This window comes from Rhizobium albus (assembly GCA_030160035.1).
Classification (GTDB): Bacteria; Pseudomonadota; Alphaproteobacteria; order Rhizobiales; family Rhizobiaceae; genus Georhizobium; species Georhizobium albus.
Window position 1 is genome coordinate 1,580,406 of the sequence record BSNO01000001.1, and the last position, 26,263, is coordinate 1,606,668.

Sequence of the window (26,263 nt, forward strand, 5' to 3'; positions counted from 1 at the left end):
AGACGACTTCGCCAGCTCTGACAATGTAACCGAACGGGGACGGCCCCTTCCTTTAATGGAGGCGGGCATGGCCTGGCTTATTCTTGTTGTTGCAGCACTTTTCGAAATCGGTTGGGCGGTCGGGCTGAAAAGTCTCGATGGCTTCTCCCGACCGACCCCCGTCATTCTGACAATCGGCGCGATGGCGATCAGCATCTGGTTGCTGTCCATCGCCATGCGCGATCTGCCGCTCGGCACGGCCTATGCCGTGTGGACGGGGCTCGGTGCCGTCGGCACGGCGACGTTCGGCATTCTCTTTTTTGGGGAACTGGCATCGCCGGCCCGAATCGCCAGCATCGGCCTCATCGTTCTCGGCATCGCCGGGTTGAAGCTCGCAAGCAGCTGATCATCAGAATCACACGGTCATCCGCGGATTTGTCCCGGGGATGGCCGTTTCCGTGTCTATCGTAGCCCTTGGCCGAGGCTGAGGGCTGCAAATTTCTGTATTTGCCTTAACGCTCAAGCGGCGCGCACCAGCATGTGTTTCTTGCGGCCGAGCGAGAGCTTGATCACGCCATCGGCGTTGAGATCGGACGCGCCGATGACATGCTTGTCGTCGGCGACCGGCACGTCGTTGATCTTCACCGCGCCGCCCTGGACATGGCGGCGGGCTTCGCCGTTCGATGTGGCGAGACCGGCGCGGACGTAAAGCGCCAGGACGCCGATGCCGCTTTCAAGCTCGGGAAGCGGAATGTCGATCGACGGCAAAGTGTCGGCGAGCGCGCCTTCCTCGAAGGTCTTGCGTGCGGTTTCGGCAGCTTCGTCGGCGGCCGCGCGGCCGTGCAGCATCGCCGTCACCTCGGTTGCGAGGATCTTCTTGACTTCGTTGATCTCCGATCCGCCGAGGCTTGCGAGACGCGCGATCTCGTCCATCGGCATCGTCGTGTAGAGCTTGAGGAACCTGGCGACGTCGGCGTCTTCCGTGTTGCGCCAGTACTGCCAGAAATCATAGGGGCTCAGCATATCGGCGTTGAGCCAGATGGCGCCACCGAGCGACTTGCCCATCTTGGCCCCGGAGGCGGTGGTGAGCAGCGGCGAGGTCAGTGCGTAGAGCTGCAGCGTGCCCATGCGGTGGCCGAGATCGATGCCGTTGACGATGTTGCCCCACTGGTCGGAGCCGCCCATCTGCATGCGCACGCCATGGCGCTTGTTGAGCTCCACGAAGTCGTAGGCCTGGAGGATCATGTAGTTGAATTCGAGGAACGACAGGGACTGCTCGCGGTCGAGACGCAGCTTCACGCTGTCGAAGGAGAGCATGCGGTTGACCGAGAAGTGGCGGCCGACATCGCGCAGGAATTCCACATAGTTGATGCCAAGCAACCAGTCGGCGTTGTTGACCATCATCGCATCGGTCGGGCCATCGCCGAACTGCAGGTAGGGCGCGAAGGCGCGGCGGATGCCCGCGAGGTTCTCGTCGATGCCCTCGGCCGTCAGGAGCTTGCGCGCCTCGTCCTTGAAGGAGGGGTCGCCGATCATGCCGGTGCCGCCGCCCATCAGCGCGATCGGCTTGTGGCCGGTCTGCTGCATCCAGTGCAGCATCATGATCTGGATGAGGGAGCCCACATGCAGGCTGGGCGCCGTCGGGTCGAAGCCGATATAGGCTGATACCGTTTCTGTCTGGAAAAGCTCGTCGAGGCCGGTATCATCCGAGATCTGGTGAATGAAGCCGCGCTCGTCGAGCGTGCGGAGGAAATCGGATTTGAACTTCGACATGACAGGCTGTTCCACGCGACTGGGAGGGACGGCCGACTTGGCATGCGGGCCGATGGCGCGGGCGATTAGCACGCTTTTGCGTGAAGTTCACCCCTTCGGGACTGGAAATCGAGCGTGATGGGACGGGTCGAGGCTGAGAGCCGGCTGACGGCCATCGGGCTGATGAGCGGCACGTCGCTCGATGGCATCGACATCGCGCTCGTCTCGACGGATGGCGAGGCGGTCGTGGAGCGGGGACCTGCGGCAGGCTATTCCTACGAGCCCGCGTTTCGGCGCCGCCTGGCGGATGCGCTGGAAACGGCCAAGGCCATAACTAAGCGCGAGGATCGGCCGGGGGATCTCGGTGCGCTCGAGCGCGACCTGACGCTGCGCCATGCCGAGGCCGTGCGGCGGTTCGTGACGGACAACGGTCTGCGGCTTTCCGACATCGACGTGATCGGGTTCCATGGGCAGACCGTCTTGCATCGGCCGGGGCAGGCGCTGACGGTGCAGCTCGGTCTCGGGCAGCTGCTCGCAGACGAGCTCGGTGTGCCCGTGGTCTACGACATGCGGGCCAATGACATGGCGCATGGCGGCGAGGGGGCACCGCTGGTGCCGGTCTATCACCGGGCGCTCGCCGCCGCGCTCGAGGAGCGGCCTGTGGTTTTCGTCAATATCGGCGGTATCTCGAACGTCACCTATGTCGGCGAGAGCGGAGAACTGGTCGCCTTCGACAGCGGGCCCGGCAATACGCTGATCGATCAATGGGTGGAGCGGCATGCCGGTGTACCGTTCGACCAGGGCGGTGCGATCGCCAGCGAGGGTGGCGTTATCGCGGCGCTTGCCGAGAGATATCTGGCTTCGGACTTTTTCACGGCAGACATTCGCCGATCACTCGATCGCAACGATTTCCCTCCACCGGCCGATCACGAAGCGGAGCTCGCCGATGGTGCGCGTACGCTTGCGCATGTGAGCGCTGCCGCCATCATCAGGGCGGCCGATCATTTTCCCACACCGCCAAAGCGCTGGATCGTCTGCGGCGGTGGGCGGAAGAACCGGGTGATCGTGGAGGATCTGCGCACCATGGCGGCGGCATCCGGCGGGAAGGTCGCGGTGGCCGAGGATTTGGGTCTGGACGGAGATGGCATGGAGGCGGAGGCCTGGGCCTATCTTGCCGTGCGCTCGCTGAAGGGGCTGGCGCTCACATTTCCCGGCACCACGCGCGTCGATGCACCGGTCACAGGTGGCGTCACGGCCTATCCACATAGAGCCGAAAGCCCATGAAGCCTTCGTCGATGATATCCGCTTCGATCGGTTCGAAGCCCATGCGGCGGATGAGCGCCAGCGATGCCAGATTGTCGGGTTCGACATAGCTGTCGATATAGCGGACCTCGGGCGCCAATTCCGGGATGGTGTGCAGCAAGGCCGCGCGACCGACACCGCGGCCGCGGCTGTCGGGTCGGACGCTGATCAGCAGCGAGACGCGGTCAAAATCCTCGAAATCATACTGCACGACGGCGATCAGATCGACGTCCTGAACCAGCGTGAGGCAATAGCAGCGATTGCCCTGGTCGGTGCGCGAAACGTGCTCCAGCCAGAACCCATCCGGCGGATCGATGCGGCGCCGCAGTTCCTCGTCCTCGAACCAGGCGGCGTAGATGGGAAGGTCTGCTGCTTCGAAGGGGCGGGCGTTGAGAGCGATGGTCATCGTCCGTTCCCGCCCGTCGATCAGCGGATGCGCTTGGCGGCGGGCTCGGGTACCAGCTCGCCACGCAGGCGAGCATCGAGATAATCGGAGCATTCGCCCATCAGGGCATCGACCTGTCCGGAGAAGAAGTGGTTGGCACCGGGCATGGTCTTCTGCGTGATGAGAATGCCCTTCTGCGTCTTCAGCTTCTCGACCAGACCCTGAACATCCTTTTCCGGAGCGACGCGGTCGGCGTCGCCATGGATGATGAGGCCGGAGGAGGGGCAGGGCGCCAGGAACGAGAAGTCGTATGTGTTGGGCTGCGGCGCGACCGAGATGAAGCCCTCTATTTCGGGGCGGCGCATCAGGAGCTGCATCCCGATCCACGAGCCGAACGAATAGCCGGCGACCCAGCAGCTCTTGGAATCGGGATGGAGCGACTGCACCCAATCGAGCGCGCCGGCGGCGTCGGACAATTCGCCCGCGCCATGATCGAAGGCGCCCTGGCTGCGGCCGATGCCGCGGAAATTGAAGCGCAGGGTCGTGAAGCCGCGCTGCTGGAACATATAGAAGAGCTGATAGACGATCTGGTTGTTCATCGTCCCGCCGAACTGCGGGTGGGGATGCAGGATGATCGCGATCGGCGCGTTTTTCTGCTTGGCCGGCTGATAGCGGCCTTCGAGACGGCCGGCAGGGCCGTTGAAGATGACTTCAGGCATCGTAACTCCATCGCGAAGCGGCGCGGTGCCCTTTGCTGTCCGGTCCGGATCAGCATATCCGACGGCGCCGGGTGAGATGGCGCATCCAGAAGCAGGGCAATGGTGAACGCAGACGCTCGCCTTGCGATCCGTCGTCGGACCGCGAATGATCGGTCGCCTCTCTTAAGGCAAGCGGGCTTTCCGTTTCAACAAAAATGCGCAAAGCCCTGCCGGGCGGGAAAATGCTTGCGTCATGCTGTCCAAGCACCACCGCCTGACACCTCGAACCTTGACGCCCGGGGGTCTGCGGCCTACAACAGTTTAGAATGGTTCGAAACTGCGAGGCCCATCCGCTTTCATGCGGTGGCGGCTCTCAAGAAGCAGTTCGAGACGCGATCAGAACCAACTGAATTTATGCAGCACACATCGATCTGGACCGATATGCCGGGCGAACGCTCATATCTCGATTACAATGCGACGGCGCCATTGCTCGATGGCGTGCGTGAGGAGATGATCGCCGCTTTCTCGGTCGTGGGCAATCCGTCTTCCGTCCATGCAGAGGGGCGAAAGGCGCGGAAGCTTATCGAAGATGCGCGCTTGAAGGTCGCGACGCTCGTCGGCGCGGATGCTGCCAATGTGATCTTCACGAGTGGCGCGAGCGAAGCGGCAAGCCACGTGCTGACACCGGATTTTCGCATGGGGCGGTCGCCGCTTTCGATCGGGCGGCTTTATGTTTCGGCGATCGAGCATCCTTGCGTGCTGTCGGGCGGTCGTTTTTCTTCGAACGCGGTCGAGCGGCTGCCGGTCGATCGCAACGGCGTTCTGGATCTCGGAGGGTTTGAGGCGGCTCTGGACGCGCACGATACCTCGCTCGGGCTTCCCATGGTGGCAGTGGCGCTCGCCAACAACGAGACGGGCATTATCCAGCCGATTGCCGAGATTTCTGCCGTGATCCGCAAGGCGGGCGGGGTGCTGGTCGTGGATGCCGTGCAGGCTCCGGGGCGGCTGGCGATCGACATTGCTGCGCTCGGTGCGGATTTTCTTTTGCTGTCGGCGCACAAGATGGGTGGCCCGAAGGGGATCGGTGCGCTTGTCTCGCGCGGCCAGCAGCTGATGCCGGCGCCACTCGTATCCGGCGGCGGGCAGGAATCCGGCCATCGATCGGGTACGGAAAACTTGAGCGCCATTGTCGGTTTTGGTGTCGCAGCCCATATGGTGGGCGAGGCCTTGACGTCGGAGGCGGAGCGGCTGCGCCGCCTGCGTGATCGGTTCGAGATGGGTCTCTTGAAGGTCGCTCCGGACGCCGAGATCGTGTCGTCGGGAGCCAACCGGTTGTGCAACACCACCTGTGTGGCGCTGCCGGACATGAAGGCCGAGACCATGCAGATCGGGTTCGATCTCGAGGGGCTTTCGGTATCCGCTGGCTCGGCCTGTTCGTCGGGCAAGGTGGGTCGAAGCCATGTGCTCGAAGCGCTTGGGCTCGACGCGGAAGCTGGAGCGATCCGCATAAGCACCGGCTGGCAGACGAACGAAGCCGAGGTAGATCGCTGCATCGACGCGTTTTCGCGGCTTGCGGCACGACGGCGCAGAGTTGCGGCCTAGCATGGCTGCCTTGCACCGGAACTGATTTCGCCGGCGCCGGCTTTCTGTTAGCCAGCGTCGCAACTGACAGGGAAACCATCCGCCGCTTTCGGCGGTGGTGACAAAATGACGGAGTATGGCGATGCCTGCAGTGCAGGAAACCATCGAACGCGTTCGAAAGATTGATGTCGATCAATATAAGTACGGTTTCGAGACGATCATCGAAAGCGACAAGGCTCCCAAGGGCCTGAGCGAAGACATCATTCGCTTCATCTCCGCCAAGAAGGAAGAGCCGGAGTGGATGCTCGAATGGCGCCTCGACGCCTACAAGCGCTGGTTGACGCTGGAAGAGCCGAACTGGGCCCGCGTCGACTATCCGAAGATCGACTTCAACGACATCTACTACTATTCGGCGCCGAAGAAGACGCCGGGTCCGAAGAGCCTGGACGAGGTCGATCCGGAGCTTCTGCGCACCTATGAGAAGCTCGGCATTCCGCTCGGTGAACAGGAAATCCTGGCCGGCGTCGAGAATCGCCGCGTTGCCGTCGACGCCGTCTTCGATTCGGTGTCGGTCGTCACGACTTTCAAGGAAGAGCTGAAGAAGGCCGGCGTGATCTTCATGTCGTTTTCCGAGGCAGTCCGCGAGCATCCGGAACTGGTGCGTAAATATCTCGGCACGGTCGTTCCGACGACGGACAATTATTACGCGACGCTTAATTCGGCGGTCTTCACCGATGGGTCGTTCGTGTTCGTGCCCAAGGGCGTGCGTTGCCCGATGGAGCTCTCGACCTATTTCCGCATCAACGAGAAGAACACCGGCCAGTTCGAACGCACGCTGATCATTTGCGAAGAGGGCGCCTACGTGTCCTATCTCGAAGGCTGCACGGCACCGCAGCGCGACGAGAACCAGCTCCACGCTGCGGTGGTCGAACTGGTGGCGCTCGACGATGCCGAGATCAAATACTCGACCGTCCAGAACTGGTATCCGGGCGACAAGGAAGGCAAGGGCGGCATCTACAACTTCGTGACCAAGCGCGGCGATTGCCGCGGTAAGAACTCGAAGATCTCGTGGACGCAGGTCGAGACCGGCTCGGCGATCACCTGGAAGTACCCGTCCTGCATTCTGCGTGGCGACAATTCGCGTGGCGAGTTCTATTCGATTGCCGTTTCGAACGGCTATCAGCAGGTCGATAGCGGCACCAAGATGATCCATCTCGGCAAGAACACGTCGAGCCGCATCATCTCCAAGGGCATCTCGGCCGGCAATTCCTCGAACACCTATCGCGGCCAGGTTTCGGCGCACCGCAAGGCGGCAAACGCGCGCAACTTCACGCAGTGCGACTCGCTCCTGATCGGCGATCAGTGCGGCGCTCATACGGTGCCCTACATCGAGGCGAAGAACGCCACGGCGCAGTTCGAGCATGAGGCGACGACGTCGAAAATCTCCGAGGATCAGCTGTTCTACTGCATGCAGCGCGGCATTCCGGAAGAGGAAGCCGTCGCACTCATCGTCAATGGCTTCGTGCGCGAAGTCATCCAGGAACTGCCGATGGAATTCGCCGTCGAGGCCCAGAAGCTCATCAACATCTCGCTCGAGGGAAGCGTCGGCTGATCCGCTGGCAAGGCAAAATGGTAGGTTGGTGTCGCCGACGCAGAGTGGGCTGATGGGCCAGTAGATCCTCGGGACAAGCCCGAGGATGACGGAATTAGACTGGAGCTATCGATTGATAGGGTGCTCTGCGAAGGTGAGATTAGCTACCCCGGACGTCATCCTCGGGCTTGTCCCGAGGATCTACCGGCTGAATGCCTAGGTTCGGATGTCCGGCTTCGTCTACATGATGTCGGACAAGCCGCGCGGAGTGATTTACACGGGTGTGACCAGCGAACTTCTGGGGCGCGTATGGGAACATCGAAACGAGGTGAGGAAGGGATACACAACTAAGTACAATGCGAAACTGCTGGTGTGGTTTGAGCTCCATCCGAACATCGTCCTTGCGATCCAACGAGAAAAGTCTCTCAAGCGGTATCGCAGGGATTGGAAAATTCGGCTCATAGAAGGTCTCAATCCAACATGGCTCGATCTCTACGATCGTATCGATGAGATCGAGAATATTTATAAGCCACATCCCGGCACTGTGCATTGGCCTCACTACAATTGATGACCGGTAGATCTTTGGGGCGAAGCCCGAGGATGATGCGATTTAGAAGAATGTCCTCGGAAGATTGGGACATCGACACGATAACAGTCAAAGCGGAAGCGGCCGTTCATTCGGTCCATCCGCTCGATGAACAGGAAGACGCACGATGCTTGAAATCAGGAACCTTCACGCCCGCATCGCGGATACGGAAACCGAGATCATCCGGGGGCTGAATCTGACGGTCAAGGCGGGTGAAGTGGCGGCGATTATGGGGCCGAACGGGTCGGGCAAGTCGACGCTGTCCTACATCCTTGCCGGCCGCGAAGACTACGAAGTCACTGAGGGCGACATTCTCTTCAATGGCGAGAGCATTCTGGAGATGGATGTGGCCGAGCGTGCGGCATCGGGCATTTTCCTCGCTTTCCAGTATCCGGTCGAGATCCCGGGTGTGGCGACGATGCAGTTCCTGAAGGTGGCGCTCAACGAGCAGCGCAAGGCGCGCGGCGAGGATGAGCTGTCGACGCCGGACTTCCTGCGCCTCGTCAAGTCGGCAAGCGCCGACCTGCAGATCGACACGGCGATGCTCAAGCGTCCGGTCAATGTCGGTTTCTCGGGCGGCGAGAAGAAGCGGGCCGAGATCCTGCAGATGGCGCTGCTTCAGCCGAAGCTCTGCGTATTGGACGAGACCGATTCCGGCCTCGACATCGATGCGCTGAAGATCGTTGCCGATGGCGTCAACGCGCTGCGCTCGCCGGACCGCGCGATGGTCGTGATCACGCACTATCAGCGCCTGCTCGAGCACATCGTGCCGGATACGGTCCACGTGCTCTACAAGGGGCAGGTGGTGAAGTCGGGCGGCAAGGACATCGCGCTCGAACTCGAAGAGAACGGCTACGCGGACATCATCGGCGCAGCCGCTTGATGCACCTGGAACAAAGGAGCGCAAGCCGATGAACATTCAAACGAAGCCGCCGCTGACGGCCGGCGAACAGGCCCTGTCGACGCATTTTGATGCGGTAAAGCAATCCCTGCCGGGTGGCGACGCAGCGCTGTCGCAGCGCAGTGCGCTGTTCGGTGCGTTGCTCAGCCGTGGACTGCCGACGCGTCGGGTGGAAAGCTGGCATTATACCGATTTCCGGTCGCTGCTGCGCGACGTGCCGCAAGGTGCGGGACTGTCGCAGCGTGCGGTCGAGCCGCTGATCGCCGGCGCTACGGTGTTGGCATCGGGCGCCCAAGATGGCGTCGTGCCTGCCGGCGTAAACGTGGTCGATTTCCAGACGCGCCTTTCCGACGGATCGCTGACACTTGCCGCACGGGGTGACGACGATGCTGTCGGTCATCTCAATGCGGCTTTTGCGGAGACTGGCTTTGCGATCACGATCGCAGACGGTTCGAAGGTCGAGACGCCGATCGAACTGCAGGCGGTGCAGGATGGCGGTCAGGCGCATTTGCGTCACGAGGTTCACGTTGGCGCCAATGCAGGCGTGACGCTCGTCGAACGCCATCTGAATTCCGGCGATGCTCCGGCGCTCGTCTCGGCCGTGACGAATCTCAAGCTCGAGCGGGAGGCCAACGTCACCTGGGTGATCGTTCAGGGGCAGGGCCATGCGGACAGCCATCTTGGCCAGATCAATGTGTCGCTCGGTGAAGATGCGCGGCTGACGCTGTGCATCATCAATGCTGGCGGCAAGCTCATTCGCCAGGAAGTGCATGTGGTGACGGCCGGTGAAGGCGCGGACTTCAAGCTGCGCGGCGTCAATCTGCTCGGCGGTGACAGCCACACGGACGTGACGATGACGCTCGGCCACGACGTGCCGAACACGACGTCGACGGAAATCATCCGCAATGTCGTCTTCGACCGGGCGCGGGGCGTGTTCCAGGGCCAGATCCGCGTGGCGCCGCAGGCCCAGAAGACCGATGCGCGGATGGCGTCCAACACGCTGCTGCTTTCCGACGATGGCGAGTTCTCGACGAAGCCGGAACTGGAAATCTTTGCCGATGACGTCCAGTGCGCGCACGGCGCCACGGTTGCCGACATCGCGCCGGTGCACCTCTTCTACCTCATGTCGCGGGGCATCCCAGAGGCTGTGGCAAGGCGTCTTCTGGTTCAGGCCTTCATCAATGAGGTGGTCGAAGACCTCGATGATGAGACGTTAACGGACGCGCTGCACGGCGTGATCGAAACCTGGTTGGAAAAGCACGTTTGATGGACGCACGCCCCGCACAGAACGGCTATGACGTCGAAGCGATCCGCCGCGACTTCCCGATCCTTTCGCGGGGAATCTACGGCAAGCCGCTCGTCTATCTCGACAATGGCGCATCGGCGCAGAAGCCGCAGGCGGTGATCGATGCGATCACGAATGCTTACTCGAACGAGTATGCGAATGTGCATCGCGGGCTGCATTTTCTGTCGAATGCTGCAACCGATGCCTATGAGGCGTCGCGCGGCAAGGTGAAGCGCTTCCTCAATGCCGCGTCCGAAGACGAGATCGTCTTCACGAAATCCACGACCGAAGCGATCAATACCGTCGCCTATGGCTACGGCATGCCGCATATCGGCGAGGGCGACGAGATCGTGCTGACGATCATGGAGCACCACTCCAACATCGTCCCGTGGCACTTCATCCGCGAACGGCAGGGCGCAAAGTTGGTCTGGGTGCCGGTCGGTGACGACGGGTCTTTCGATCTCGATGCGTTCGCGGCGAGCCTGACGGAGCGCACGAAGCTTGTTGCGATCACGCACATGTCGAACGTGCTGGGCACCGTCATCCCGGTCAAGGAGGTCTGCCGCATCGCGCACGAGCGTGGCATCCCCGTGCTCGTCGATGGCAGCCAGGCGGCCGTTCACATGCCGGTGGATGTCCGCGACATCGATTGCGATTTCTACGTGTTCACGGGGCACAAGGTCTACGGTCCGTCCGGCATCGGCGTGCTCTACGGCAAGACCGAGATGCTGAAGAAGATGCGGCCCTTCCAGGGCGGCGGCGAGATGATCTTCGACGTGTCGGAAGAGGGTGTGACGTACAACGAGCCGCCGCATCGCTTCGAGGCCGGGACGCCTCCGATCGTCCAGGCGATCGGGCTCGGCGCTGCGCTCGACTACATGGACAGCATCGGCCGCGAAGCGATTGCCGCGCATGAAGCGGATCTGACGGCCTATGCGCGCGAGAAGCTTCAGTCGGTCAACGCGCTGCGCGTGATCGGCGATGCGCCCGGCAAGGGCGCGATCTTCTCTTTCGAGATCGAGGGTATCCACGCCCATGACGTGTCGATGGTGATCGATCGCTCGGGCGTGGCGGTTCGGGCCGGTACCCACTGCGCGCAGCCGCTCTTGAAGCGTTTCGGCGTGACCTCCACATGCAGGGCATCCTTCGGGATGTACAATACGCGCAAGGAAGTGGATGTCCTTGTGGAAGCGCTTGAAAAAGCGCGTGCCTTCTTCGCCTGAGCGCGGAAACCACGAACAGGAACTGCCAGGATGACCGAAACCACCGCCAAGCCAGACGATGCGAGCGTTGCACCGCCAGTGGACACTGTCGATGCGGCAGAGGCATCTTCGTCGACCGTATCGGCCATCCCGCAGGAAGAGCTTGCGCGGATGACGGACGACATCATCGCGGCGCTGAAGACCGTGTACGATCCTGAGATCCCGGCCGACATCTACGAGCTCGGCCTGATCTACAAGATCGACATCGAGGACGACCGCATGGTCAAGGTCGACATGACGCTGACCGCGCCTGGATGCCCCGTCGCCGGAGAAATGCCGGGCTGGGTCGAAAACGCCGTCGGGACCGTCGAGGGCGTGTCGGGCGTCGACGTGAAGCTCACTTTCGATCCGCCGTGGACGCCTGCACGCATGAGCGAAGAAGCTCAGGTCGCCGTCGGCTGGTATTGACGGGAGAGCCCGATGTCTTGCGGCCGGCCCGGGCCGTGATTAGGTTGATACCGAAGCGCAGCTGATTTGGTGCGCAAACGCCCTTCAGGGCAGGAGTTTCGAATGGGTCAGTTCGCTGTCATGACCATGACCGATGCGGCTGCAAAGCGTGTGAAGGCGATCGTCGCCAACGCCAACCAGCCCGCCGAGGGAATCCGCGTCGGCATCAAGAAGGGTGGCTGCGCCGGTATGGAATACACGGTGGAGCTCGTCGACGCGCCGTCGGCGAAGGACGATCTGATCGAAGCGGACGGTGCGCGCGTCTACGTTGCACCCGAGGCCGTGCTGTTCCTGCTCGGCACGCAGATGGATTATGAGACCACAAAACTGCGTTCGGGGTTCGTGTTCAACAATCCCAACCAGACGTCGGCCTGTGGTTGCGGCGAGTCGGTCGAGCTGAAGCCAGCAGACCTGGAAGCGCTTGCCAAGCGCGGTGATGCCGTGGTTCGCGGCGACGCTTGAGAGCAGCGCACGCGTTCACGCATTCGTGAGCAGCTCCGGAACAAAAGTGTCATGTTTCCGTTTGTTCGAGACCTGAACAGCGGAGACAGCACGCTCATGCATACCATCGTTTACATCGTCGGCCTTATCGTCGTCATCGGCTTCATCCTTTCGCTTCTTGGGCTCGTCTAGAGCTCGAGACTTCGCGCTGGACGCTCGCTTCGAGAACAGTCCAGCCCGAGTGGTGACAGGAGCACATTGCCGTGGAACTGATCCTTCTCATCTTGCTCGTACTGCTGGTCATCGGCGCATTGCCGCGCTGGGGCTATAGCCGCAGCTGGGGCTATGGCCCGTCCGGTGGACTTGGACTGGTCATCGTCGTCGTCCTCATCATTCTTCTTCTTCGTTGACCGGCAAAGCGCTCGTTTACCTCAAGCGTCAGACGGCACGACCATCGGATGTGGTCTGCTAGACTATCCCGCCCTCCTGTGCGATGTGAACCGACAGCGTAGGGCGGAATCCAGAAGGTTACTTCAACGTCGCCCGACGACCTGTTCGGGTATAGACAGTGGAGGAAAACCCAATGGATCGCCGTTCTTTCATTACCAAGGCTGGTTTTGCCGGTGTTAGCGTCGCTGCAAGCTCCGTTCTTGCAGCGCCGGCCATCGCTCAGGAAAACCAGACTTGGCGCATGGTCACCACGTGGCCGAAGAACTTCCCCGGTCTCGGTGTCGGCGCCCAGCGCCTCGCCGACCGCATCACCGCCGCTTCGGGCGGCCGCCTGACAGTCCAGCTTTATTCCGCAGGCGAACTCGTCCCGCCGCTGCAGTCGCTCGACGCCGTCATCGACGGTTCGGCTGAGATGAGCCACGGCGCTGCCTATTACTGGCAGAACAAGAGCCAGGCTTTGAACTTCTTCACCGGCGTTCCGTTCGGCATGACCTCGCGCGAGCTGACCGGCTGGGTGCGCTACCTCGGCGGCCAGGAAATCTGGGATGAGATCTACGACCAGTACGGCGTGCAGGGCTTCCTGTCCGGCGACACGGGCACGCAGGCCGGTGGCTGGTTCCGCAACGAGTTGACGGGTGTTGCCGACGTTCAGGGCCTTCGCTTCCGTACGCCCGGCCTCGGTGGTCAGGTCTGGGAACGTCTCGGCGCTTCCGTCACCAACATGGCAGCAGGCGAGATCTTCCAGGCGCTGCAGTCGGGCACGCTCGACGCTGCTGAGTTCGTCGGTCCTTACAACGACCTCGCGCTCGGCTTCTATCAGATCGCCAAGAACTACTACTTCCCGAGCTTCATCGAGCCGGGCCTCGCAACCGAGCTCGTCGTCGACAAGGCCAAGTACACGGCACTGCCGGCCGACCTGCAGGCGATCATCCGTGATTGCTGCCAGGCCGAGTACGATGCCGTTGCGGCCGACTTCGCCGCCAACGACCCACGGGCGCTGCAGACGCTGGTCAACGACCACGGCGTCCAAATCCGCCAGTTCCCCGAGGAGATCATGGAAGCCGGTGCACAGGCCGCAACCGAGATCCTGACGGGTCTGCGCGATTCGGGCGATGCACTGACGAAGAAGACCGCCGAGAGCTTCATTTCGGCGCTCAACATCGTTCGCCAGAAGACGCAGGGCACCGATTCGCTCTACATCCAGGCACGCGAAAAGTATTTCCAGATCTGAACGTTCTCGCTCTCACCGGACCAAAAAGAAAAAGCCCGGAGCGTTCTGCTCCGGGCTTTTTTGTATTTGGCGGAAGGACCGCAGCTCGAAGGTCAGCTGTAGATCCAGCGCGGCAGCCAGGTTGCCAGTTCCGGAAAGATGAACAGCAACGCGATCGCCACGATCTGCAGTCCGACAAACGGAATTACGCCGCGATAGATCATGCCGGTCGTCACCCGGTTCGGCGCCACGCCGCGCAGATAGAAGAGCGCGAAGCCGAAGGGGGGCGTCAGGAAGCTGGTCTGCAGGTTGACGCCGATCAGGACGCCGAGCCAGACGGGATCCACACCGAGATTGAGCAGCACCGGCGCGGTGATCGGCACGATGATGAAGATGATCTCGAACGTATCCAGGATGAAGCCGAGCACGAACATCATCAGCATGACGACGATGAGCGCGCCGTAGACGCCACCGGGCAGCGCAGTCAGGATATCGTGGACCAGATTGTCGCCACCCATGAGGCGGAAGACGATCGAGAACACCGACGCGCCGAGCAGGATGATGAACACCATTGAGGTGATGGTGGCAGTCGAGATCGCGACCTGCCGCAGGACCTGGAACGACAGGCGCCAACGCAGTGCGGCGAGAATCGTCGCACCAATGGCGCCGACCGATGCGGCTTCCGTCGGCGTGGCGATGCCGCCGAGGATCGAGCCAAGCACGGCGACGATCAGAAGCAGTGGCGGCACGAGCGCGGTGATGACTTCTTTCCAGAGGTCCTTCTTCTCCTCAGCCGGTACCGGTGTGGCGGGGCAGCTTTCAGGTGCCGTGATCGCCTTGAAGATCATCCACAGCAGATAGAGGCTGACGAGCATGACGCCTGGAATGATGGCGCCGGCGAAGAGGTCGCCGACCGAAACGGGGGCAGGGGCAAAGTTGCCCTTGGCCATCTGCACCTGGGCGTTGATGCCCGACAGCATGTCGCCCATGAAGATCAGCACGGTCGAGGGCGGGATGATCTGGCCGAGCGTGCCGGACGCGCAGATGACGCCCGATGCGAGCTTGGGGTCATAGCCGGCGCGCAGCATGGCCGGCAGCGAGATGAGGCCCATGGTGACGACGGTTGCACCGACGACGCCGGTGGATGCCGCGAGCAGCGCGCCGACGAGGATCACGGAAATGCCGAGCCCGCCGCGCAGATTTCCGAAGAGCTTGCCCATGGTCAGGAGAAGCTGTTCGGCGATGCCGGATCGCTCGAGCATCACGCCCATGAAGATGAAGAGCGGGACGGCGACCAGAACCTCATTGGTCATGAAGCCGACATAACGGTTGGCGAGCGAGCCGAAGTTCGACGGATCGAAGACGCCGAAGAACATGCCGACCAGGCCGAAGAGCAGCGAGACGCCGGCCAGCGTGAAGGCGACCGGGAAGCCCAGCATCAGCACGCCGATGATGCCGAAGAACATCGCCCCGGCGAGGATCTCGCCGATCAGTACAGGATCCATTGTCGATTACTCCCCTTCGCCCGGAAGGCGATATCGCAGATCTGCGGGCAAAAGTTCTTCCCGTCCAGACAGAACAAGGATGCTTCGACCGGCCATCGCCAGGCCCTGCAGCGCGACGACACCGGCGAAGACGAAGATGAAAGACTTCAGGATGTAGAGACCGGGCATGCCGCCGAAATTGGCCGACCCTTCGCCAAGGCTCCAGGAGCGCATGACATACGTCCAGCTGTAGAGAATGACGACGTAGCAGAAGGGCAGCAGGAACACGACGACGCCGAAGAGATCGATCATGGCCTTTCTCTGGATCGTGGCCGGTCGATAGAAGATGTCGACGCGGACGTGGTCGTCGCGCAGGAGCGCGAAGCCGGCGATGCCCATGAACATGGCGCCGTTCAACCAGACATAGAGGTCCTGCATCCAGATCAGCGATGTTGAGAAGAGATAGCGCTGGACGACGACGGTGAAGCAGACCAGCACTATGCCGAGCGAGAGCCAGGCAAGGATCTGACCGAGAAAACCGTTGAAACGGCCGATCGCCTTAACGATCGCGGCTAGGAACGACATCAGTTCAGCCTCTGAACCAAGAAGTTGAGAGCTTGAGACCGGGTTTGACGGTAGGGCATGGGTGAGCGGCAAACTGCGCAGCCGCTCCTCCTCGGCCTGCATCATGATGCCCGGTCCGGCGATCCGGATAGCAAACGCCCGGATTGACGGCACTCGATAGACCGACACGGGCGCAGACGCAACCGCCAGAGGTGGATTGTCAGCCGCGGCGCGTCGCCATCACCAGTCCGGCGATAGCAACGACGACCCAGCCGGCGATCATCCCGAAGCCGCCGATGGGGGCGGACATCGGAAAGAGCGCGCTGCCTGCCGTGGCACGCAGCGTGAGGTCGGCCGCAAACAGCATGGTGCCGAGCGCGAGCAGAAGGCCGGCTGGCAGCAACAGGCGCGATTTTTCGGAAAGGGAAGCAAGCCCAAGAAGAGCAGGCGCGTGTGCAAGCGACAGCGCAGCGGCGCTTGCAAGAAGGCGGGGTTCACCGCCATGCGACGCGGCGGCAGCAAGTGCGACACCGGCCGCACCGAGCAAACCGGCGGCTATGACCAGAAGCGCGACCCTTCGCATCGAAGCGCGGCCGTTCAGGCGCGCGCGGCGATTGTCATGAACGCAGGAATGTCGTCGCCGAAGCCGACGGGTGTGAACTCGTCGTCACGCTGCGAACGGCGGCGCTGGTTGTTGTCGCGGGCATTGTCACGACCGCGGTTGCGACGATCGTCGTTGGCGGCATCCTGGCGCTGCGGGCGTGGGGCGTCTTCGGCGACCGCTGTCCGTTCCACAGGCGGGCGTTCTGCCGGCGCCCGGTCCGCAACCGGCGCTGCCGCCTGTTCCTGGACAGCTAGTGTGCCGGCGGCTGCCAGTTCGGCGGCGGCCTCGATCAATGCTTCCTCGCGGGCAGGACGGGTGCGCGGGCCGTCCGACTTGCGGCCGGAGCGTTCCTTGCGGCCGGAAGACTTGGCGCGACCGCGCCGGTCGTCTTCCTCGGGCGACTGCACGACGGTCGAGAGGTCGCCGTCGAGCCATTCGATCTTCCGATCGATCAGCTTTTCGATGGCGTCGGTGTATTTGGCGTCGCGCTTGGTGACGAATGTGAACGCCTTGCCCGACCTGCCGGCCCGACCGGTGCGGCCGATGCGGTGGACGTAGTCCTCGGCGTGGATCGGTACATCGAAATTGAAGACGTGGCTCACATCAGGGATGTCGAGGCCACGGGCCGCGACGTCAGAGGCCACGAGAAGCTGCAGCTTTCCTTCCCGGAAATTGTGCAGCATCGTGGTGCGGGAGCGCTGGTCCATGTCGCCGTGCAGGGCGCCCGCCGAAAATTCGTGGCGGGCGAGCGAGCGGAAGAGATCGGCCACATCGCGCTTGCGATTGCAGAAGATGATCGCGTTCTTGAGGTCGTCCTGGGCGCGGATCAAGTCGCGCAATGCCGAACGCTTCTCGAAATCCTTGTTGCCGCAGGCAACGAGACGCTGCGTGACGGTCGTGGCCGTGGACGAGCGGGTCGAGACTTCGACGCGGACCGGGTTCTGCAGGAAATTGTCGGCAAGCTTCTGGATTTCCGGCGGCATGGTGGCAGAGAAGAACAGGGTCTGGCGCGTAAACGGAATGAGCTTCACGATGCGCTCGATATCCGGAATGAAGCCCATGTCGAGCATGCGGTCGGCTTCGTCGATGACGAGGACTTCGACGCCGCTCATGAGCAGCTTGCCGCGCTCGCAATGGTCGAGCAGGCGGCCGGGGGTGCAGATCAGAACGTCTGCGCCACGCTCCAACTTGCGGTCCTGCTCATCGAAGGACACGCCGCCGATCAGGAGTGCGACGTTGAGTTTGTGGTTCTTGCCGTATTTCTCGAAATTCTCGGCAACCTGTGCAGCCAGTTCGCGCGTCGGCTCAAGAATGAGCGTGCGCGGCATGCGCGCCCGGGCGCGGCCCTTTTCCAGCAGCGTCAGCATCGGCAGAACGAAAGAAGCGGTCTTGCCGGTTCCCGTCTGAGCGATGCCGAGAACGTCGCGTCGTTCCAAGGCCGGTGGAATGGCCCCTTCTTGAATCGGTGTGGGTTCGCTATAGCCCGCGTCGGTGACTGCGGAGAGGACTTTCTGGCTCAGGCCAAGTTCGGAGAATTTGGTCAAGGGGAAACTTGTTTCCGTTCTGATCTCTTAGGATCGGGCTGACATCTATGTGTGCGGACAGTGGCGCAAACACATGAAGTTCGCACCTGGCAGCGCTAAGCGCTCAAGCGGCAATGACGCCTGGATGAGCGGGCACATAGGCCCTATAGGGCGGAAAGTCAAGGAAGGCAGGCATTGCAGGCACTTCGTGCGCCTTTTCGGCGCACGGATGGTTACCGTGCGGCCAGAAGCGGCTCCAGCGATGCGCCTGCCTGGAGGAAGCGCGCCGGATCGACCGGCTCGTCATGGAAGCGAACCTCGTAGTGGAGATGCGGACCGGTGGAGCGGCCGGTACTACCAGCACGGCCGATCAAGTCGCCACGCGAAACGGTCTGTCCCTCCGATACGAGAATGTCGGACAAATGGGCGTAGCGGGTGACGACGCCTTCGCCATGGTCGATCTCCACCATCTTGCCGTAGCCGCCGCGCCGGCCTGCGCCGATGACCGTGCCGCTGCCGGCAGCTTCGATCGATTCACCTTTGGCGACGCGGAAATCGATGCCCGCATGGAAGGCAGCGCGCCGAAAGAACGGATCGCGCCGCGTGCCGTAACGGCTGGTGATGGGATGGCCTTCTGCCGGGTTGCCGAGCGGCATGCGCGCTGCATGGTCGCGGATCATGTCCAAACGATTCAGAGCGAGGTCGAGCTCGTCGAGCGTCGCGTCGAATGCGCCGCTGCCGCGCCGGGGCAGATAGGGGCCACCCATGGCCGTTTCATCGTTCAGCGGAACATCGAGGCCCGTGTTGCGCAGGATGCCGGCAATCGCTTCGGCGGTGCCCGAAGCGTTGGCCGCCAAGGCACGCACCTTCCGCATCTGCTCGGTTTCGAGGTCGTCCAGGGAGGAGCGCAATTCGAGGAACAGCCGGTCGGAGCGATCCGCCTGGCTGCGCGCCGTCGGAGCATAGGCACTCACCCTGCTGCTTGGCGGAGTGGTTGCCGTGGTCGTGCTGTCGGTGATCATGGCGATCGCATCGAGCGCATCGCCCGATCCGGAAAGGGCAGCGCGGCGTGCCGGACTGTCAGGACGCGGGGTCGGCAAGGGCGCTTCAATCTCGGGCGCAACGGCATCGCCCGCGCGCTCCAGAATCGCATCGAGCCGGCCATGGCGCGAGGAAAGCGCCGCCTGGTGCGCCATCAGCTTCTCGACCTGGTCTTCCATCATACGCTGATCCAGCATCTGGCGGCTGGTGACACGATCGATCTGGGCACGCAATGCCGCGATGCGGTCTTCATAGACGTGCTGGATGCGGGCCTGGCGCGCAACGGAGGCGCCGATCAGATCGTCGCGGAGAATGAGATAGGTGGTCGCAACGAAGTAGCCGCCAAGCAGAAGCGCGGCCGCGCAGCCAGCGAGGCCCACGACCCAGGGACGGATCGTCATGTGGCGAATGCGTTCGCCGCTCGCGAGAATGAGCGTGTGCTCCGTCTTGCGCCGACCGAACGCTGAAACTTTTTGCGATTGCGCCAAGGTGCTGCCTCTGCCGCTGCCAGACTAATGACGGCTATTAGACAATGTTAAGGTTAACACCCCCTTTCCGGCGGGGCAGTTTGGCCGGATGGTGTTTCAGGACATGCTGGTCGCGGTCAAAGCCCGATAGAACGAGGGCAAGAGCCCGGCTTCGGCTCGGGCCAGATCGTTGAATGGTGGTTTCAGCGGGCCGCGGAAATTCGCGCGCACCAATGCCTGGAAGGTCGCAGTCGGGTCACGGCCCTGGCGCTGGCAGAGGAAACGGAACCATTTTGCGCCGACTGCGACGTGGGTCTTCTCGTCTTCATAGATGATGTCGAGGACGGCGGCGCTTTCCATGTCTCCAGACTCGCGCATCTTGGCCTGGAGAGCGGGCGTCACGTCGAGCCCGCGCGCTTCGAGGATGAGCGGCACGACGGCAAGCCTTGCAGTCAGGTCGTTGCGCGTGTCGTGCGCCGCCTGCCAAAGGCCATCATGGGCGGGCAGATCGCCATAGTCCGCACCGAATGCGCGAAGACGATCGCGTATCAGATTGAAATGCTTGGCTTCTTCAAAGGCGACCCGCATCCAGCCGTCGAAGAAGCTCTGCGGCATGCGGGCGCCGGCGAAGCGGGCCACGATATCGAGCGCAAGATCGATCGCGTTGAGCTCGATATGGGCAATCGCATGCAGAAGCGCGATGCGGCCACGCTCCGAGTTGAGCGAGCGCCTCTTGACCTTCGTCGGCGGCACAAGTTCGGGCCGATCCGGGCGGCCCGGCCGATCGGGTACGCCAAGATCGAGCGGGCTTGAGAGCGACAGGCGACGCTGATGCCAGCGCCGGGCCGTTTCCTGAGTCAGCCAGGTTTTCTCGTCGAGATCGGCTGCCGCGATGGCGCGTGCAGCACCGTCGCGAAGCGATCTTGCCGCATAATCTCCTTTCGAAGCAGAAGCATGCGTCGCCTGGCTGATATTTTGAGTCACCTGCCTACAGATCCTTGGCGGCAGCCAGAACCTCTTCGGCGTGACCCGGCACCTTCACCTTAGGCCAGATGCGGGCGATCTTGCCGTCGCGATCGATCAAAAGCGTGGTGCGCTCGACGCCCATATACTTCTTGCCGTACATGCTCTTTTCCTGCCAGACGCCATAGGCTTCGAGCGTCGACTTGTCCTCGTCGGCAGCAAGAATCACATCCAGGCTGTGCTTGTCGCGGAATTTGTCGTGCTTCTTCACCGGGTCGGGCGACATGCCGATGACGACCGTGTCGGCATCCGCAAAATCCTGCTTCAAGGCCGTGAAGGCGATGGCCTCGGTGGTGCAGCCGCTCGTGTCATCCTTCGGATAGAAATAGAGCACGACCTTTTTTCCGCCGAATTCGGAGAGCGAAACGTCGCCGCCGCCATCGCGCGGCAATGTGAATGCGGGGGCCTGCATGCCTTCGGACAATTCGCTCATCGATGGTCTCCAATGCTGAAAGGGGGCGTGATGGACGCGATATATGGTCAAAGCGCCTGCCGTCCAGACGCTTCGATTTGGATGGTGCCGCACTTCGCGTCGAAAGCGTTTCCCCGAAGCGGCATTTTCGGCCACATTGCAGGGAACGCCGGTGGCAATCGGCGTGGTTTGGGTTCAACGGGGCTGGCAGGAACGAGCGGATCGGCAACACAGAGCGCATGAACCCATCACCGAACACGGCATCCGTGGATGCGGCGGAAAAAAAGGCAAAACGCAGCCGGGCCAGGCGTCTGATGCGCTTTTCCCTGCTCGTGAGCGGCGTTTTGACGGGCATTCTGCTCGCCGTTTTCGCGGGTCTGCAGTTCGGCGCCTTTGATTCGCTCTTCGCCGGTCGGGCCCAATCGGCGCTCGCCACGATCGCAGGTCCCGAAACCATCGTGGAGGTCGACCGTGCCTCGGTGCGCGTCGGCCGGGACGGGCGCATCGCGATCGAGGCCGATTCGGTGTCGGTGCAGCGGTCGCCCCTGGCACTTCGTGAGCCGGCAGCCAGCGGGGCGCGAGACGATGCGTTCGGCGAGGCGCTGTCGTCCGTCGAGGCCGTGCGGCTGTTGCTCGATCCGATGCCGCTTCTGCGCGGCGAAATCAAAGTGGTCGAGGTGGAGATTTCCGGGGTCGTGCTCGACGCGACGATGCTTGCCGGCGGGCCGACGACGGACTGGAGCGCACTGCGGGTCGATTCGCTGGAGCCGCTGACGGAAAGCGCGTTCGCGGCACTGGACCGGGCTCTCCAGCTGCTCCAGCGCAGCCGCACACGGTCGATCTTGCTGACCAATGCAGAATTGGCGAATACCGGGGCTGCTGACGCTCCGCGTATCGAGGAGCTGCAACTCGCGCTGTCCGATCGAGAGAACGTTACGCTCAGCGGGTCGTTCATGATCGGAGGGCAGACGATCGCGCTTGACGGACAGGCGCTGCGCCACGAGCGGGCCGATACGCTCGAACAGATTCTCGTTCGACTCACCGGCCTGCACACTTTCGGCAACGAGGCCTTCACGAACAGTCTGGACGATGAGCCGATCGAGCGGCAGCGGCAACGGTTCGGCGTCGAAAGCGAGACGGACATCTCGCTCAGTGCGCGACGGACACCGAGGCCCGACCAGCCGATGTTGAAGGCCCAGGTGTCGTTTGGCGAGGGCGACCTGACGCTTGGCGGGATCGTTTCGCCGCTGCGGGAGAGTCGTCTGGGGCTCGGCTACTTCAAGGAACAGGGCAAGATCGAGGTGCTGCCGTCGCGCATGACAGTCGCAGATACGACCATTCCGTTCAGTGGCGGGCTCGTCGATCTGTCTCGGCTCGGCGACGATGCCGCTGCGGGGATCGCGGCGGAGCTCGTCGTGGATCAGGCGATGTTCGACCCGACGGATACCGAGTTTGCGGCGCTTGCCGTGGACGGCAAAATCTCTGCTCGGTTTCTCGGGGCAGACAGGAAGCTGATCTTCGACGAGATCGCGCTCGATACGGGGCCGGGGACCGTCGTCGCCTCTGCCGCCATCGAATTCGGCGCGTCCTCACCCGCAATCAGCCTCGCCGGTGCGTTCGATCAGCTGGACACGGCTTCTCTCAAGCAGCTCTGGCCTCACTGGGTGGCGGTGCGTCCGCGCCAATGGGTGATCGACAATGTGGTCGGCGGCATCGGCTCCAATGGGCAGATCAGGCTCTACATCCCGGCTGGGCGCATGGCCGAGCAACCCGGGCATCTGGACCTGGACGAAAACCAGCTGCAGATCTCCATGCGGGTCAGCGGACCCCGGGTGCACGTGGCGGGTGATATTCCGCCGCTGCGCGACACGCAGGCGAACGTCGTCTTTCGAGGGCGAGCCCTCGAAGTCGATATCGAAGCGGCCACGGCCTATTTCCCCTCGGGCCGGACGGTTGCTGTCGAAAACGGCACATTCGCGATCAGACGCACTGATCTTCGTCCGTTGATGGCGGATATGGACCTGCAGCTCGCCGGTGGCGCCGACGCCATGGCCGAGCTGATCTCCTATCGGCCAATCGCCGTTCTCGACCGGGTCGGCTATCAGCCCGAGGATCTCAGCGGTTCCATCGACGCTCATGTTCAAGCGCGTTTTGGCCTGATCCGCGATCAGGACCCGCCTGCGCCCGCCTATGGCGTGAACATGGCCCTGACCGACGTTGCCGTCTCAAAACCCGTGGAAGGGCGCATGCTGTCGGCGGTGAACGGCAATCTCTCGGTCGACCCGCAAAAGGCGGTGCTCGAAGGAAAGGCCACGATCGACGGTGCGCCGCTCGACATCACTGTGACCCGCCCACTCGATCCCGAAGCGGGTGTCACGGCAGCCCGCAAGATCAGTGGCACGATCGGCGACCGGGAACGGGCGGAGCTGCTGCCGGGCCTTGCCGGTCTTCTCGCTGGGCCGATCACTTTGACCATGGAGCAGACCGGGCCGGGGCAAGACAAAGTCGAGATCGATCTCTCAGCCGCGACGCTGACTCCGCCCGCAATCGGCTGGCGGAAGGAACCCGGCACGCAGGCATCGGTGAGCCTGACGATGCGCGCCCGCGATGACGGTCTCGATCTGAACGACATCGTGCTGACGGGCGACGGCATCGCTGCCAGGGGCTCTGCACGCCTGACCGCAGGTCAACTGGCCACGCTGGATCTTTCCAATGTGCGGCTATCGACCAGCGACGATTTCGATGTTTCCATTGCAAGGGCCAGCGGTGGCGCATTCGACATCGATGTTCGGGGCCGATCCTTCGATGCACGGCCCTTGATCCGCAAGCTGCGGGCTGGTTCCGAAGGTGGAAGCGGCGCTGGCGGTGGCGGGTCGCAACGGGTCTCCGTTTCTGCCGATGTCGCACAGGTGCTCGGTTTCGACGGGGAGGTGCTGTCCGGCGTATCGGTGCGCTATTCCGGCCGGGGAAGCCGGCCGATCGGGGTGGACCTGAAAGGCGTGACAGGAAGCGGCGAGGCGGCTGTGCTGACCTTTGCCGAGACCGATGGCATCGGGCGAGCGAATCTGACGGCGGGCGATGCCGGCGCGCTTGCGCGCTTTGCCGATCTCTACCGACGAGTCTCGGCCGGGCGAATCGAGGTGGCACTTCAGCGTTCTGGTGACGGCCCGTTCCGTGGAAATGTGCGGATCGCGGATTTCGCCGTCATCAACGAGAATCACCTGAAGGAGCTGGTGACGGCACGCGCTTCCGGCGCTCCGGGGAAGGTCAGCGACGCGATCCAGAGTTCGGTCGACGTCAATTCCATGCGATTCGAGCGTGGCTACACGGATATCGAGATCAGCAACGGCACTGTCGGCGTTGCGAACGGTGTGCTGCGCGGCCAGGAGATCGGACTGTCGTTCCAGGGCGTCGTCAGGGATGCAAGCGGCAACATGGCCGTGACCGGCACGTTCATGCCGGCCTATGGCCTCAACCGGCTTTTTGCGGAAATACCGCTGTTCGGCGCGTTGCTCGGCAACGGGCGCGACCGGGGCTTGATCGGGATCACGTTCCGCCTGGACGGGCAGGTGAGCGCGCCGCAGTTGACCGTCAACCCGATTTCGGCGATCGCGCCGGGTGTGTTCCGGCAGATCTTCGAGTTTTGAGGCTGGCGCACGTTCTGGCCCCAAACTGGCGCAGCGATCTCCGCTGCGCCAGAAGCTCAAGATGCCTGCAGATGCCGGTGCGCGGCATAGAGCGCAATGGCCGCGGCATTGGAGACGTTGAGCGATTTGATGGCGCCCGGCATGTCGAGGCGCACCAGGCCGTTCACCGTCTCGCGCGTCTTCTGGCGCAGGCCTTTGCCTTCTGCCCCCAGCACGAGAGCAATCCGCTCGCCGGCGAGCTTGGCTTCCAGCGGACCATCGGCTTCCGAATCGAGGCCGAGCGTCAGGAAGCCGAGCGCGTGCAATTCGCCAATCGCATCAGCCAGATTCGTGATCTGGATATAGGGGATCAGTTCCAGCGCGCCGGAGGCGGATTTGGCCATGACGCCGGATTCGGTCGGGCTGTGACGCTGGGTGGTGATGACCGCGCCGGCCCCAAATGCAACGGCGCTGCGCATGATGGCGCCGACATTGTGCGGGTCCGTCACCTGGTCGAGGACCAGCAGAAGCGGGCTGTCCTTTAGATCGGCGAGACGTCGCAGCGGCAGGGCGTTCGCTTCGACGACGACGCCCTGGTGGATCGCATCGTCGCCGAGCAGATCGTCGATGGCGCCGGGGGCAACCATCTCGACCGGGAAGGGCAGGCTTGCCGTGTCTTCCACTTCGAGACGGGCGAGCGCGTTGCGCGTGACCCGCATGGACAGGATCGTGCGAGCAGGATTGTCGAGCGCGGCGCGCACCGTGTGCAGGCCGTACAGATAGACGCGGTCGGGCGGCAGCGGTGGGCCCGAGCCCTCCTTGCGCTTGCGCGGCGCATCACGCTTCTGTCCACCATCATCCGCTTTGGTGTCGCGGTAGGCCCGGCGCAGGCGCGCATAGTGACTGTCTTTGGGCGAGCCCGCATCGCGGGGCCCGCCACCGCTTCCGCCGGCTGCGCCGGTTGTTTTCTTTGAGGTCATGGATCGGCTTATAGACCGCGCCGAGGTGGCCGCAAAGCCTTTCGCCGAAGCTGTTTGAAGGCCACTTGGCCGTATCGCATTAATTTCGCGGGGATCGGTTGACAGCTATCGGCCCGACCGGCATAACCCGCCCCGGTTCGACGGAGCTTGCCCAAGGCAGCGATCGTCGCTCCACCGGCCACCCGCCAAGCGGGGCGCCGGCGAAGTTTGGAGAGGTGCCTGAGCGGTTAAAAGGGGCGGACTGTAAATCCGTTGGCTTAGCCTACGCTGGTTCGAATCCAGCCCTCTCCACCACTTCGCCTGATGACTGCCCGCGGGTATAGCTCAATGGTAGAGCAGCAGCCTTCCAAGCTGAATATGCGGGTTCGATTCCCGCTACCCGCTCCAGCCGGCCGATTATTTCTTCGTATCGCTTTAGTATCAATCCTGTGCTGCACCGTCGGCTTGAATTGCGCGTCGGCGATCGACACATAGGGCCCGACGCCGGAGCGGACATGCGGACGGTGCGGAGAGTGGCGTGGTTGAACCGCGCTTGAACTTCAGGAAATTTCGTCCTAATAGCGCTCCAGCCCATCCCAACGAAGCTGATAAATTGAGGAAAGCCGCATGGCTAAAGGCAAGTTTGAACGTAACAAGCCGCATGTGAACATCGGCACGATCGGTCACGTC

25 protein-coding genes and 2 tRNA genes are annotated in these 26,263 nt (G+C 62.7%); 15 read left to right on the forward strand and 12 right to left on the reverse strand.

Annotation, left to right across the window (positions count from 1 at the left end; all coding sequences use genetic code 11):
* The first annotated feature begins 67 nt into the window (after window positions 1-67).
* Complete coding sequence (sugE, locus tag QQL76_RS07620) at window positions 68-385, forward strand: quaternary ammonium compound efflux SMR transporter SugE (protein WP_126010190.1); 318 nt, start codon at window positions 68-70, stop codon at window positions 383-385.
* A 113-nt stretch (window positions 386-498) separates the two neighbouring features.
* On the opposite strand, the gene tyrS is transcribed toward sugE, so the two are convergent.
* Window positions 499-1,752 (reverse strand): tyrosine--tRNA ligase, encoded by a 1,254-nt coding sequence (gene tyrS / locus QQL76_RS07625; RefSeq protein ID WP_499207052.1) that lies wholly within the window; start codon window positions 1,750-1,752, stop codon window positions 499-501.
* Between the two features lie 117 nt (window positions 1,753-1,869).
* On the opposite strand from tyrS, the gene QQL76_RS07630 reads away from it, so the two are divergent.
* Entirely contained in the window at window positions 1,870-3,015 is a 1,146-nt protein-coding gene (locus QQL76_RS07630; protein ID WP_499207140.1) for an anhydro-N-acetylmuramic acid kinase, read from the forward strand.
* Here the strand turns inward: QQL76_RS07630 and QQL76_RS07635 are convergent.
* Complete coding sequence (locus tag QQL76_RS07635) at window positions 2,981-3,439, reverse strand: GNAT family N-acetyltransferase (RefSeq protein WP_499207053.1); 459 nt, start codon at window positions 3,437-3,439, stop codon at window positions 2,981-2,983. The two genes, QQL76_RS07630 and QQL76_RS07635, sit on opposite strands and share 35 nt — an antisense overlap.
* A gap of 20 nt (window positions 3,440-3,459) precedes the next feature.
* Window positions 3,460-4,137 (reverse strand): alpha/beta hydrolase, encoded by a 678-nt coding sequence (locus QQL76_RS07640; protein ID WP_126010193.1) that lies wholly within the window; start codon window positions 4,135-4,137, stop codon window positions 3,460-3,462.
* A gap of 420 nt (window positions 4,138-4,557) precedes the next feature.
* Here QQL76_RS07640 and QQL76_RS07645 point away from each other — a divergent pair, with 420 nt between their 5' ends.
* The 10 genes from QQL76_RS07645 (at window position 4,558) to QQL76_RS07690 (ending at window position 13,891) form a co-directional block, all read left to right on the forward strand.
* Window positions 4,558-5,718, forward strand: coding sequence for a cysteine desulfurase family protein (locus QQL76_RS07645; RefSeq protein ID WP_499207141.1), 1,161 nt, complete (start codon window positions 4,558-4,560; stop codon window positions 5,716-5,718).
* A gap of 121 nt (window positions 5,719-5,839) precedes the next feature.
* Window positions 5,840-7,309, forward strand: a complete 1,470-nt coding sequence (sufB, locus tag QQL76_RS07650) for a Fe-S cluster assembly protein SufB (protein WP_499207054.1) — start codon at window positions 5,840-5,842, stop codon at window positions 7,307-7,309.
* A 205-nt stretch (window positions 7,310-7,514) separates the two neighbouring features.
* Entirely contained in the window at window positions 7,515-7,856 is a 342-nt protein-coding gene (locus QQL76_RS07655) for a GIY-YIG nuclease family protein (RefSeq protein ID WP_499207055.1), read from the forward strand.
* A gap of 145 nt (window positions 7,857-8,001) precedes the next feature.
* Window positions 8,002-8,757 (forward strand): ABC transporter ATP-binding protein, encoded by a 756-nt coding sequence (sufC, locus tag QQL76_RS07660; protein ID WP_499207056.1) that lies wholly within the window; start codon window positions 8,002-8,004, stop codon window positions 8,755-8,757.
* 28 nt (window positions 8,758-8,785) lie between these two features.
* A complete protein-coding gene (gene sufD, locus QQL76_RS07665; protein WP_499207057.1) occupies window positions 8,786-10,042 on the forward strand; it encodes a SufB/SufD family protein in 1,257 nt (418 codons plus the stop codon).
* Window positions 10,042-11,283, forward strand: coding sequence for a cysteine desulfurase (locus tag QQL76_RS07670; protein WP_499207058.1), 1,242 nt, complete (start codon window positions 10,042-10,044; stop codon window positions 11,281-11,283). Before sufD ends, QQL76_RS07670 begins: the two co-directional genes overlap by 1 nt.
* A gap of 30 nt (window positions 11,284-11,313) precedes the next feature.
* The gene (locus QQL76_RS07675) at window positions 11,314-11,730 is read left to right on the forward strand and encodes a DUF59 domain-containing protein (RefSeq protein ID WP_499207059.1); all 417 of its coding nucleotides are present in this window, start codon (window positions 11,314-11,316) and stop codon (window positions 11,728-11,730) included.
* A 102-nt stretch (window positions 11,731-11,832) separates the two neighbouring features.
* Window positions 11,833-12,231 (forward strand): iron-sulfur cluster assembly accessory protein, encoded by a 399-nt coding sequence (gene sufA / locus QQL76_RS07680; RefSeq protein ID WP_499207060.1) that lies wholly within the window; start codon window positions 11,833-11,835, stop codon window positions 12,229-12,231.
* A 242-nt stretch (window positions 12,232-12,473) separates the two neighbouring features.
* On the forward strand, window positions 12,474-12,620 hold the full coding sequence (locus tag QQL76_RS07685) for a DUF3309 family protein (RefSeq protein WP_499207061.1): 147 nt from the start codon (window positions 12,474-12,476) through the stop codon (window positions 12,618-12,620).
* Between the two features lie 173 nt (window positions 12,621-12,793).
* Window positions 12,794-13,891, forward strand: a complete 1,098-nt coding sequence (locus QQL76_RS07690; RefSeq protein ID WP_499207062.1) for a TRAP transporter substrate-binding protein — start codon at window positions 12,794-12,796, stop codon at window positions 13,889-13,891.
* Between the two features lie 92 nt (window positions 13,892-13,983).
* Here the strand turns inward: QQL76_RS07690 and QQL76_RS07695 are convergent, their stop codons facing one another.
* The 7 genes from QQL76_RS07695 to QQL76_RS07725 form a co-directional block, all read right to left on the reverse strand.
* Window positions 13,984-15,375 carry a TRAP transporter large permease gene (locus QQL76_RS07695; RefSeq protein ID WP_499207063.1) on the reverse strand — a complete coding sequence of 464 codons (1,392 nt, stop codon included), beginning with the start codon at window positions 15,373-15,375 and terminating at the stop codon, window positions 13,984-13,986.
* A 6-nt stretch (window positions 15,376-15,381) separates the two neighbouring features.
* Window positions 15,382-16,044: a TRAP transporter small permease subunit gene (locus QQL76_RS07700; protein WP_499207064.1), complete on the reverse strand. Its 663-nt coding sequence runs from the start codon at window positions 16,042-16,044 to the stop codon at window positions 15,382-15,384.
* Window positions 16,045-16,138: 94 nt separating this feature from the next.
* Window positions 16,139-16,501 carry a DUF423 domain-containing protein gene (locus QQL76_RS07705; RefSeq protein WP_499207065.1) on the reverse strand — a complete coding sequence of 121 codons (363 nt, stop codon included), beginning with the start codon at window positions 16,499-16,501 and terminating at the stop codon, window positions 16,139-16,141.
* A 14-nt stretch (window positions 16,502-16,515) separates the two neighbouring features.
* Window positions 16,516-18,066 (reverse strand): DEAD/DEAH box helicase, encoded by a 1,551-nt coding sequence (locus tag QQL76_RS07710; protein ID WP_499207066.1) that lies wholly within the window; start codon window positions 18,064-18,066, stop codon window positions 16,516-16,518.
* Between the two features lie 212 nt (window positions 18,067-18,278).
* Window positions 18,279-19,574, reverse strand: coding sequence for a M23 family metallopeptidase (locus QQL76_RS07715; protein ID WP_499207067.1), 1,296 nt, complete (start codon window positions 19,572-19,574; stop codon window positions 18,279-18,281).
* Between the two features lie 96 nt (window positions 19,575-19,670).
* A complete protein-coding gene (locus tag QQL76_RS07720) occupies window positions 19,671-20,525 on the reverse strand; it encodes a ferritin-like domain-containing protein (RefSeq protein WP_499207142.1) in 855 nt (284 codons plus the stop codon).
* A 16-nt stretch (window positions 20,526-20,541) separates the two neighbouring features.
* A complete protein-coding gene (locus QQL76_RS07725; RefSeq protein WP_126010205.1) occupies window positions 20,542-21,009 on the reverse strand; it encodes a peroxiredoxin in 468 nt (155 codons plus the stop codon).
* Between the two features lie 293 nt (window positions 21,010-21,302).
* Between QQL76_RS07725 and QQL76_RS07730 the strand changes: the two genes are divergently transcribed.
* A complete protein-coding gene (locus tag QQL76_RS07730; RefSeq protein ID WP_499207068.1) occupies window positions 21,303-24,635 on the forward strand; it encodes a hypothetical protein in 3,333 nt (1,110 codons plus the stop codon).
* 56 nt (window positions 24,636-24,691) lie between these two features.
* Here the strand turns inward: QQL76_RS07730 and rlmB are convergent, their stop codons facing one another.
* The gene (rlmB, locus tag QQL76_RS07735) at window positions 24,692-25,594 is read right to left on the reverse strand and encodes a TrmH family RNA methyltransferase (RefSeq protein ID WP_499207069.1); all 903 of its coding nucleotides are present in this window, start codon (window positions 25,592-25,594) and stop codon (window positions 24,692-24,694) included.
* A gap of 209 nt (window positions 25,595-25,803) precedes the next feature.
* Between rlmB and QQL76_RS07740 the strand changes: the two genes are divergently transcribed.
* Together QQL76_RS07740 and QQL76_RS07745 are read left to right on the forward strand one after the other, a co-directional pair.
* Window positions 25,804-25,888, forward strand: a tRNA-Tyr gene (locus QQL76_RS07740).
* A gap of 19 nt (window positions 25,889-25,907) precedes the next feature.
* Window positions 25,908-25,981, forward strand: a tRNA-Gly gene (locus QQL76_RS07745).
* A 33-nt stretch (window positions 25,982-26,014) separates the two neighbouring features.
* On the opposite strand, the gene QQL76_RS07750 is transcribed toward QQL76_RS07745, so the two are convergent.
* A partial coding sequence (locus QQL76_RS07750) for a hypothetical protein (RefSeq protein WP_499207070.1) occupies window positions 26,015-26,263 on the reverse strand: 249 nt, incomplete at its 5' end.

What these genes read in the sequence shown, in the direction of transcription:
- sugE (WP_126010190.1), top strand. Translation starts at nt 68, where the DNA reads ATGGCCTGGCTTATTCTTGTTGTTGCAGCACTTTTCGAAATCGGTTGG.
- tyrS (WP_499207052.1), bottom strand. Translation starts at nt 1,752, where the DNA reads ATGTCGAAGTTCAAATCCGATTTCCTCCGCACGCTCGACGAGCGCGGC.
- QQL76_RS07630 (WP_499207140.1), top strand. Translation starts at nt 1,870, where the DNA reads ATGGGACGGGTCGAGGCTGAGAGCCGGCTGACGGCCATCGGGCTGATG.
- QQL76_RS07635 (WP_499207053.1), bottom strand. Translation starts at nt 3,439, where the DNA reads ATGACCATCGCTCTCAACGCCCGCCCCTTCGAAGCAGCAGACCTTCCC.
- QQL76_RS07640 (WP_126010193.1), bottom strand. Translation starts at nt 4,137, where the DNA reads ATGCCTGAAGTCATCTTCAACGGCCCTGCCGGCCGTCTCGAAGGCCGC.
- QQL76_RS07645 (WP_499207141.1), top strand. Translation starts at nt 4,558, where the DNA reads ATGCCGGGCGAACGCTCATATCTCGATTACAATGCGACGGCGCCATTG.
- sufB (WP_499207054.1), top strand. Translation starts at nt 5,840, where the DNA reads ATGCCTGCAGTGCAGGAAACCATCGAACGCGTTCGAAAGATTGATGTC.
- QQL76_RS07655 (WP_499207055.1), top strand. Translation starts at nt 7,515, where the DNA reads ATGTCCGGCTTCGTCTACATGATGTCGGACAAGCCGCGCGGAGTGATT.
- sufC (WP_499207056.1), top strand. Translation starts at nt 8,002, where the DNA reads ATGCTTGAAATCAGGAACCTTCACGCCCGCATCGCGGATACGGAAACC.
- sufD (WP_499207057.1), top strand. Translation starts at nt 8,786, where the DNA reads ATGAACATTCAAACGAAGCCGCCGCTGACGGCCGGCGAACAGGCCCTG.
- QQL76_RS07670 (WP_499207058.1), top strand. Translation starts at nt 10,042, where the DNA reads ATGGACGCACGCCCCGCACAGAACGGCTATGACGTCGAAGCGATCCGC.
- QQL76_RS07675 (WP_499207059.1), top strand. Translation starts at nt 11,314, where the DNA reads ATGACCGAAACCACCGCCAAGCCAGACGATGCGAGCGTTGCACCGCCA.
- sufA (WP_499207060.1), top strand. Translation starts at nt 11,833, where the DNA reads ATGGGTCAGTTCGCTGTCATGACCATGACCGATGCGGCTGCAAAGCGT.
- QQL76_RS07690 (WP_499207062.1), top strand. Translation starts at nt 12,794, where the DNA reads ATGGATCGCCGTTCTTTCATTACCAAGGCTGGTTTTGCCGGTGTTAGC.
- QQL76_RS07695 (WP_499207063.1), bottom strand. Translation starts at nt 15,375, where the DNA reads ATGGATCCTGTACTGATCGGCGAGATCCTCGCCGGGGCGATGTTCTTC.
- QQL76_RS07700 (WP_499207064.1), bottom strand. Translation starts at nt 16,044, where the DNA reads ATGATGCAGGCCGAGGAGGAGCGGCTGCGCAGTTTGCCGCTCACCCAT.
- QQL76_RS07705 (WP_499207065.1), bottom strand. Translation starts at nt 16,501, where the DNA reads ATGCGAAGGGTCGCGCTTCTGGTCATAGCCGCCGGTTTGCTCGGTGCG.
- QQL76_RS07725 (WP_126010205.1), bottom strand. Translation starts at nt 21,009, where the DNA reads ATGAGCGAATTGTCCGAAGGCATGCAGGCCCCCGCATTCACATTGCCG.
- QQL76_RS07730 (WP_499207068.1), top strand. Translation starts at nt 21,303, where the DNA reads ATGCGCTTTTCCCTGCTCGTGAGCGGCGTTTTGACGGGCATTCTGCTC.
- rlmB (WP_499207069.1), bottom strand. Translation starts at nt 25,594, where the DNA reads ATGACCTCAAAGAAAACAACCGGCGCAGCCGGCGGAAGCGGTGGCGGG.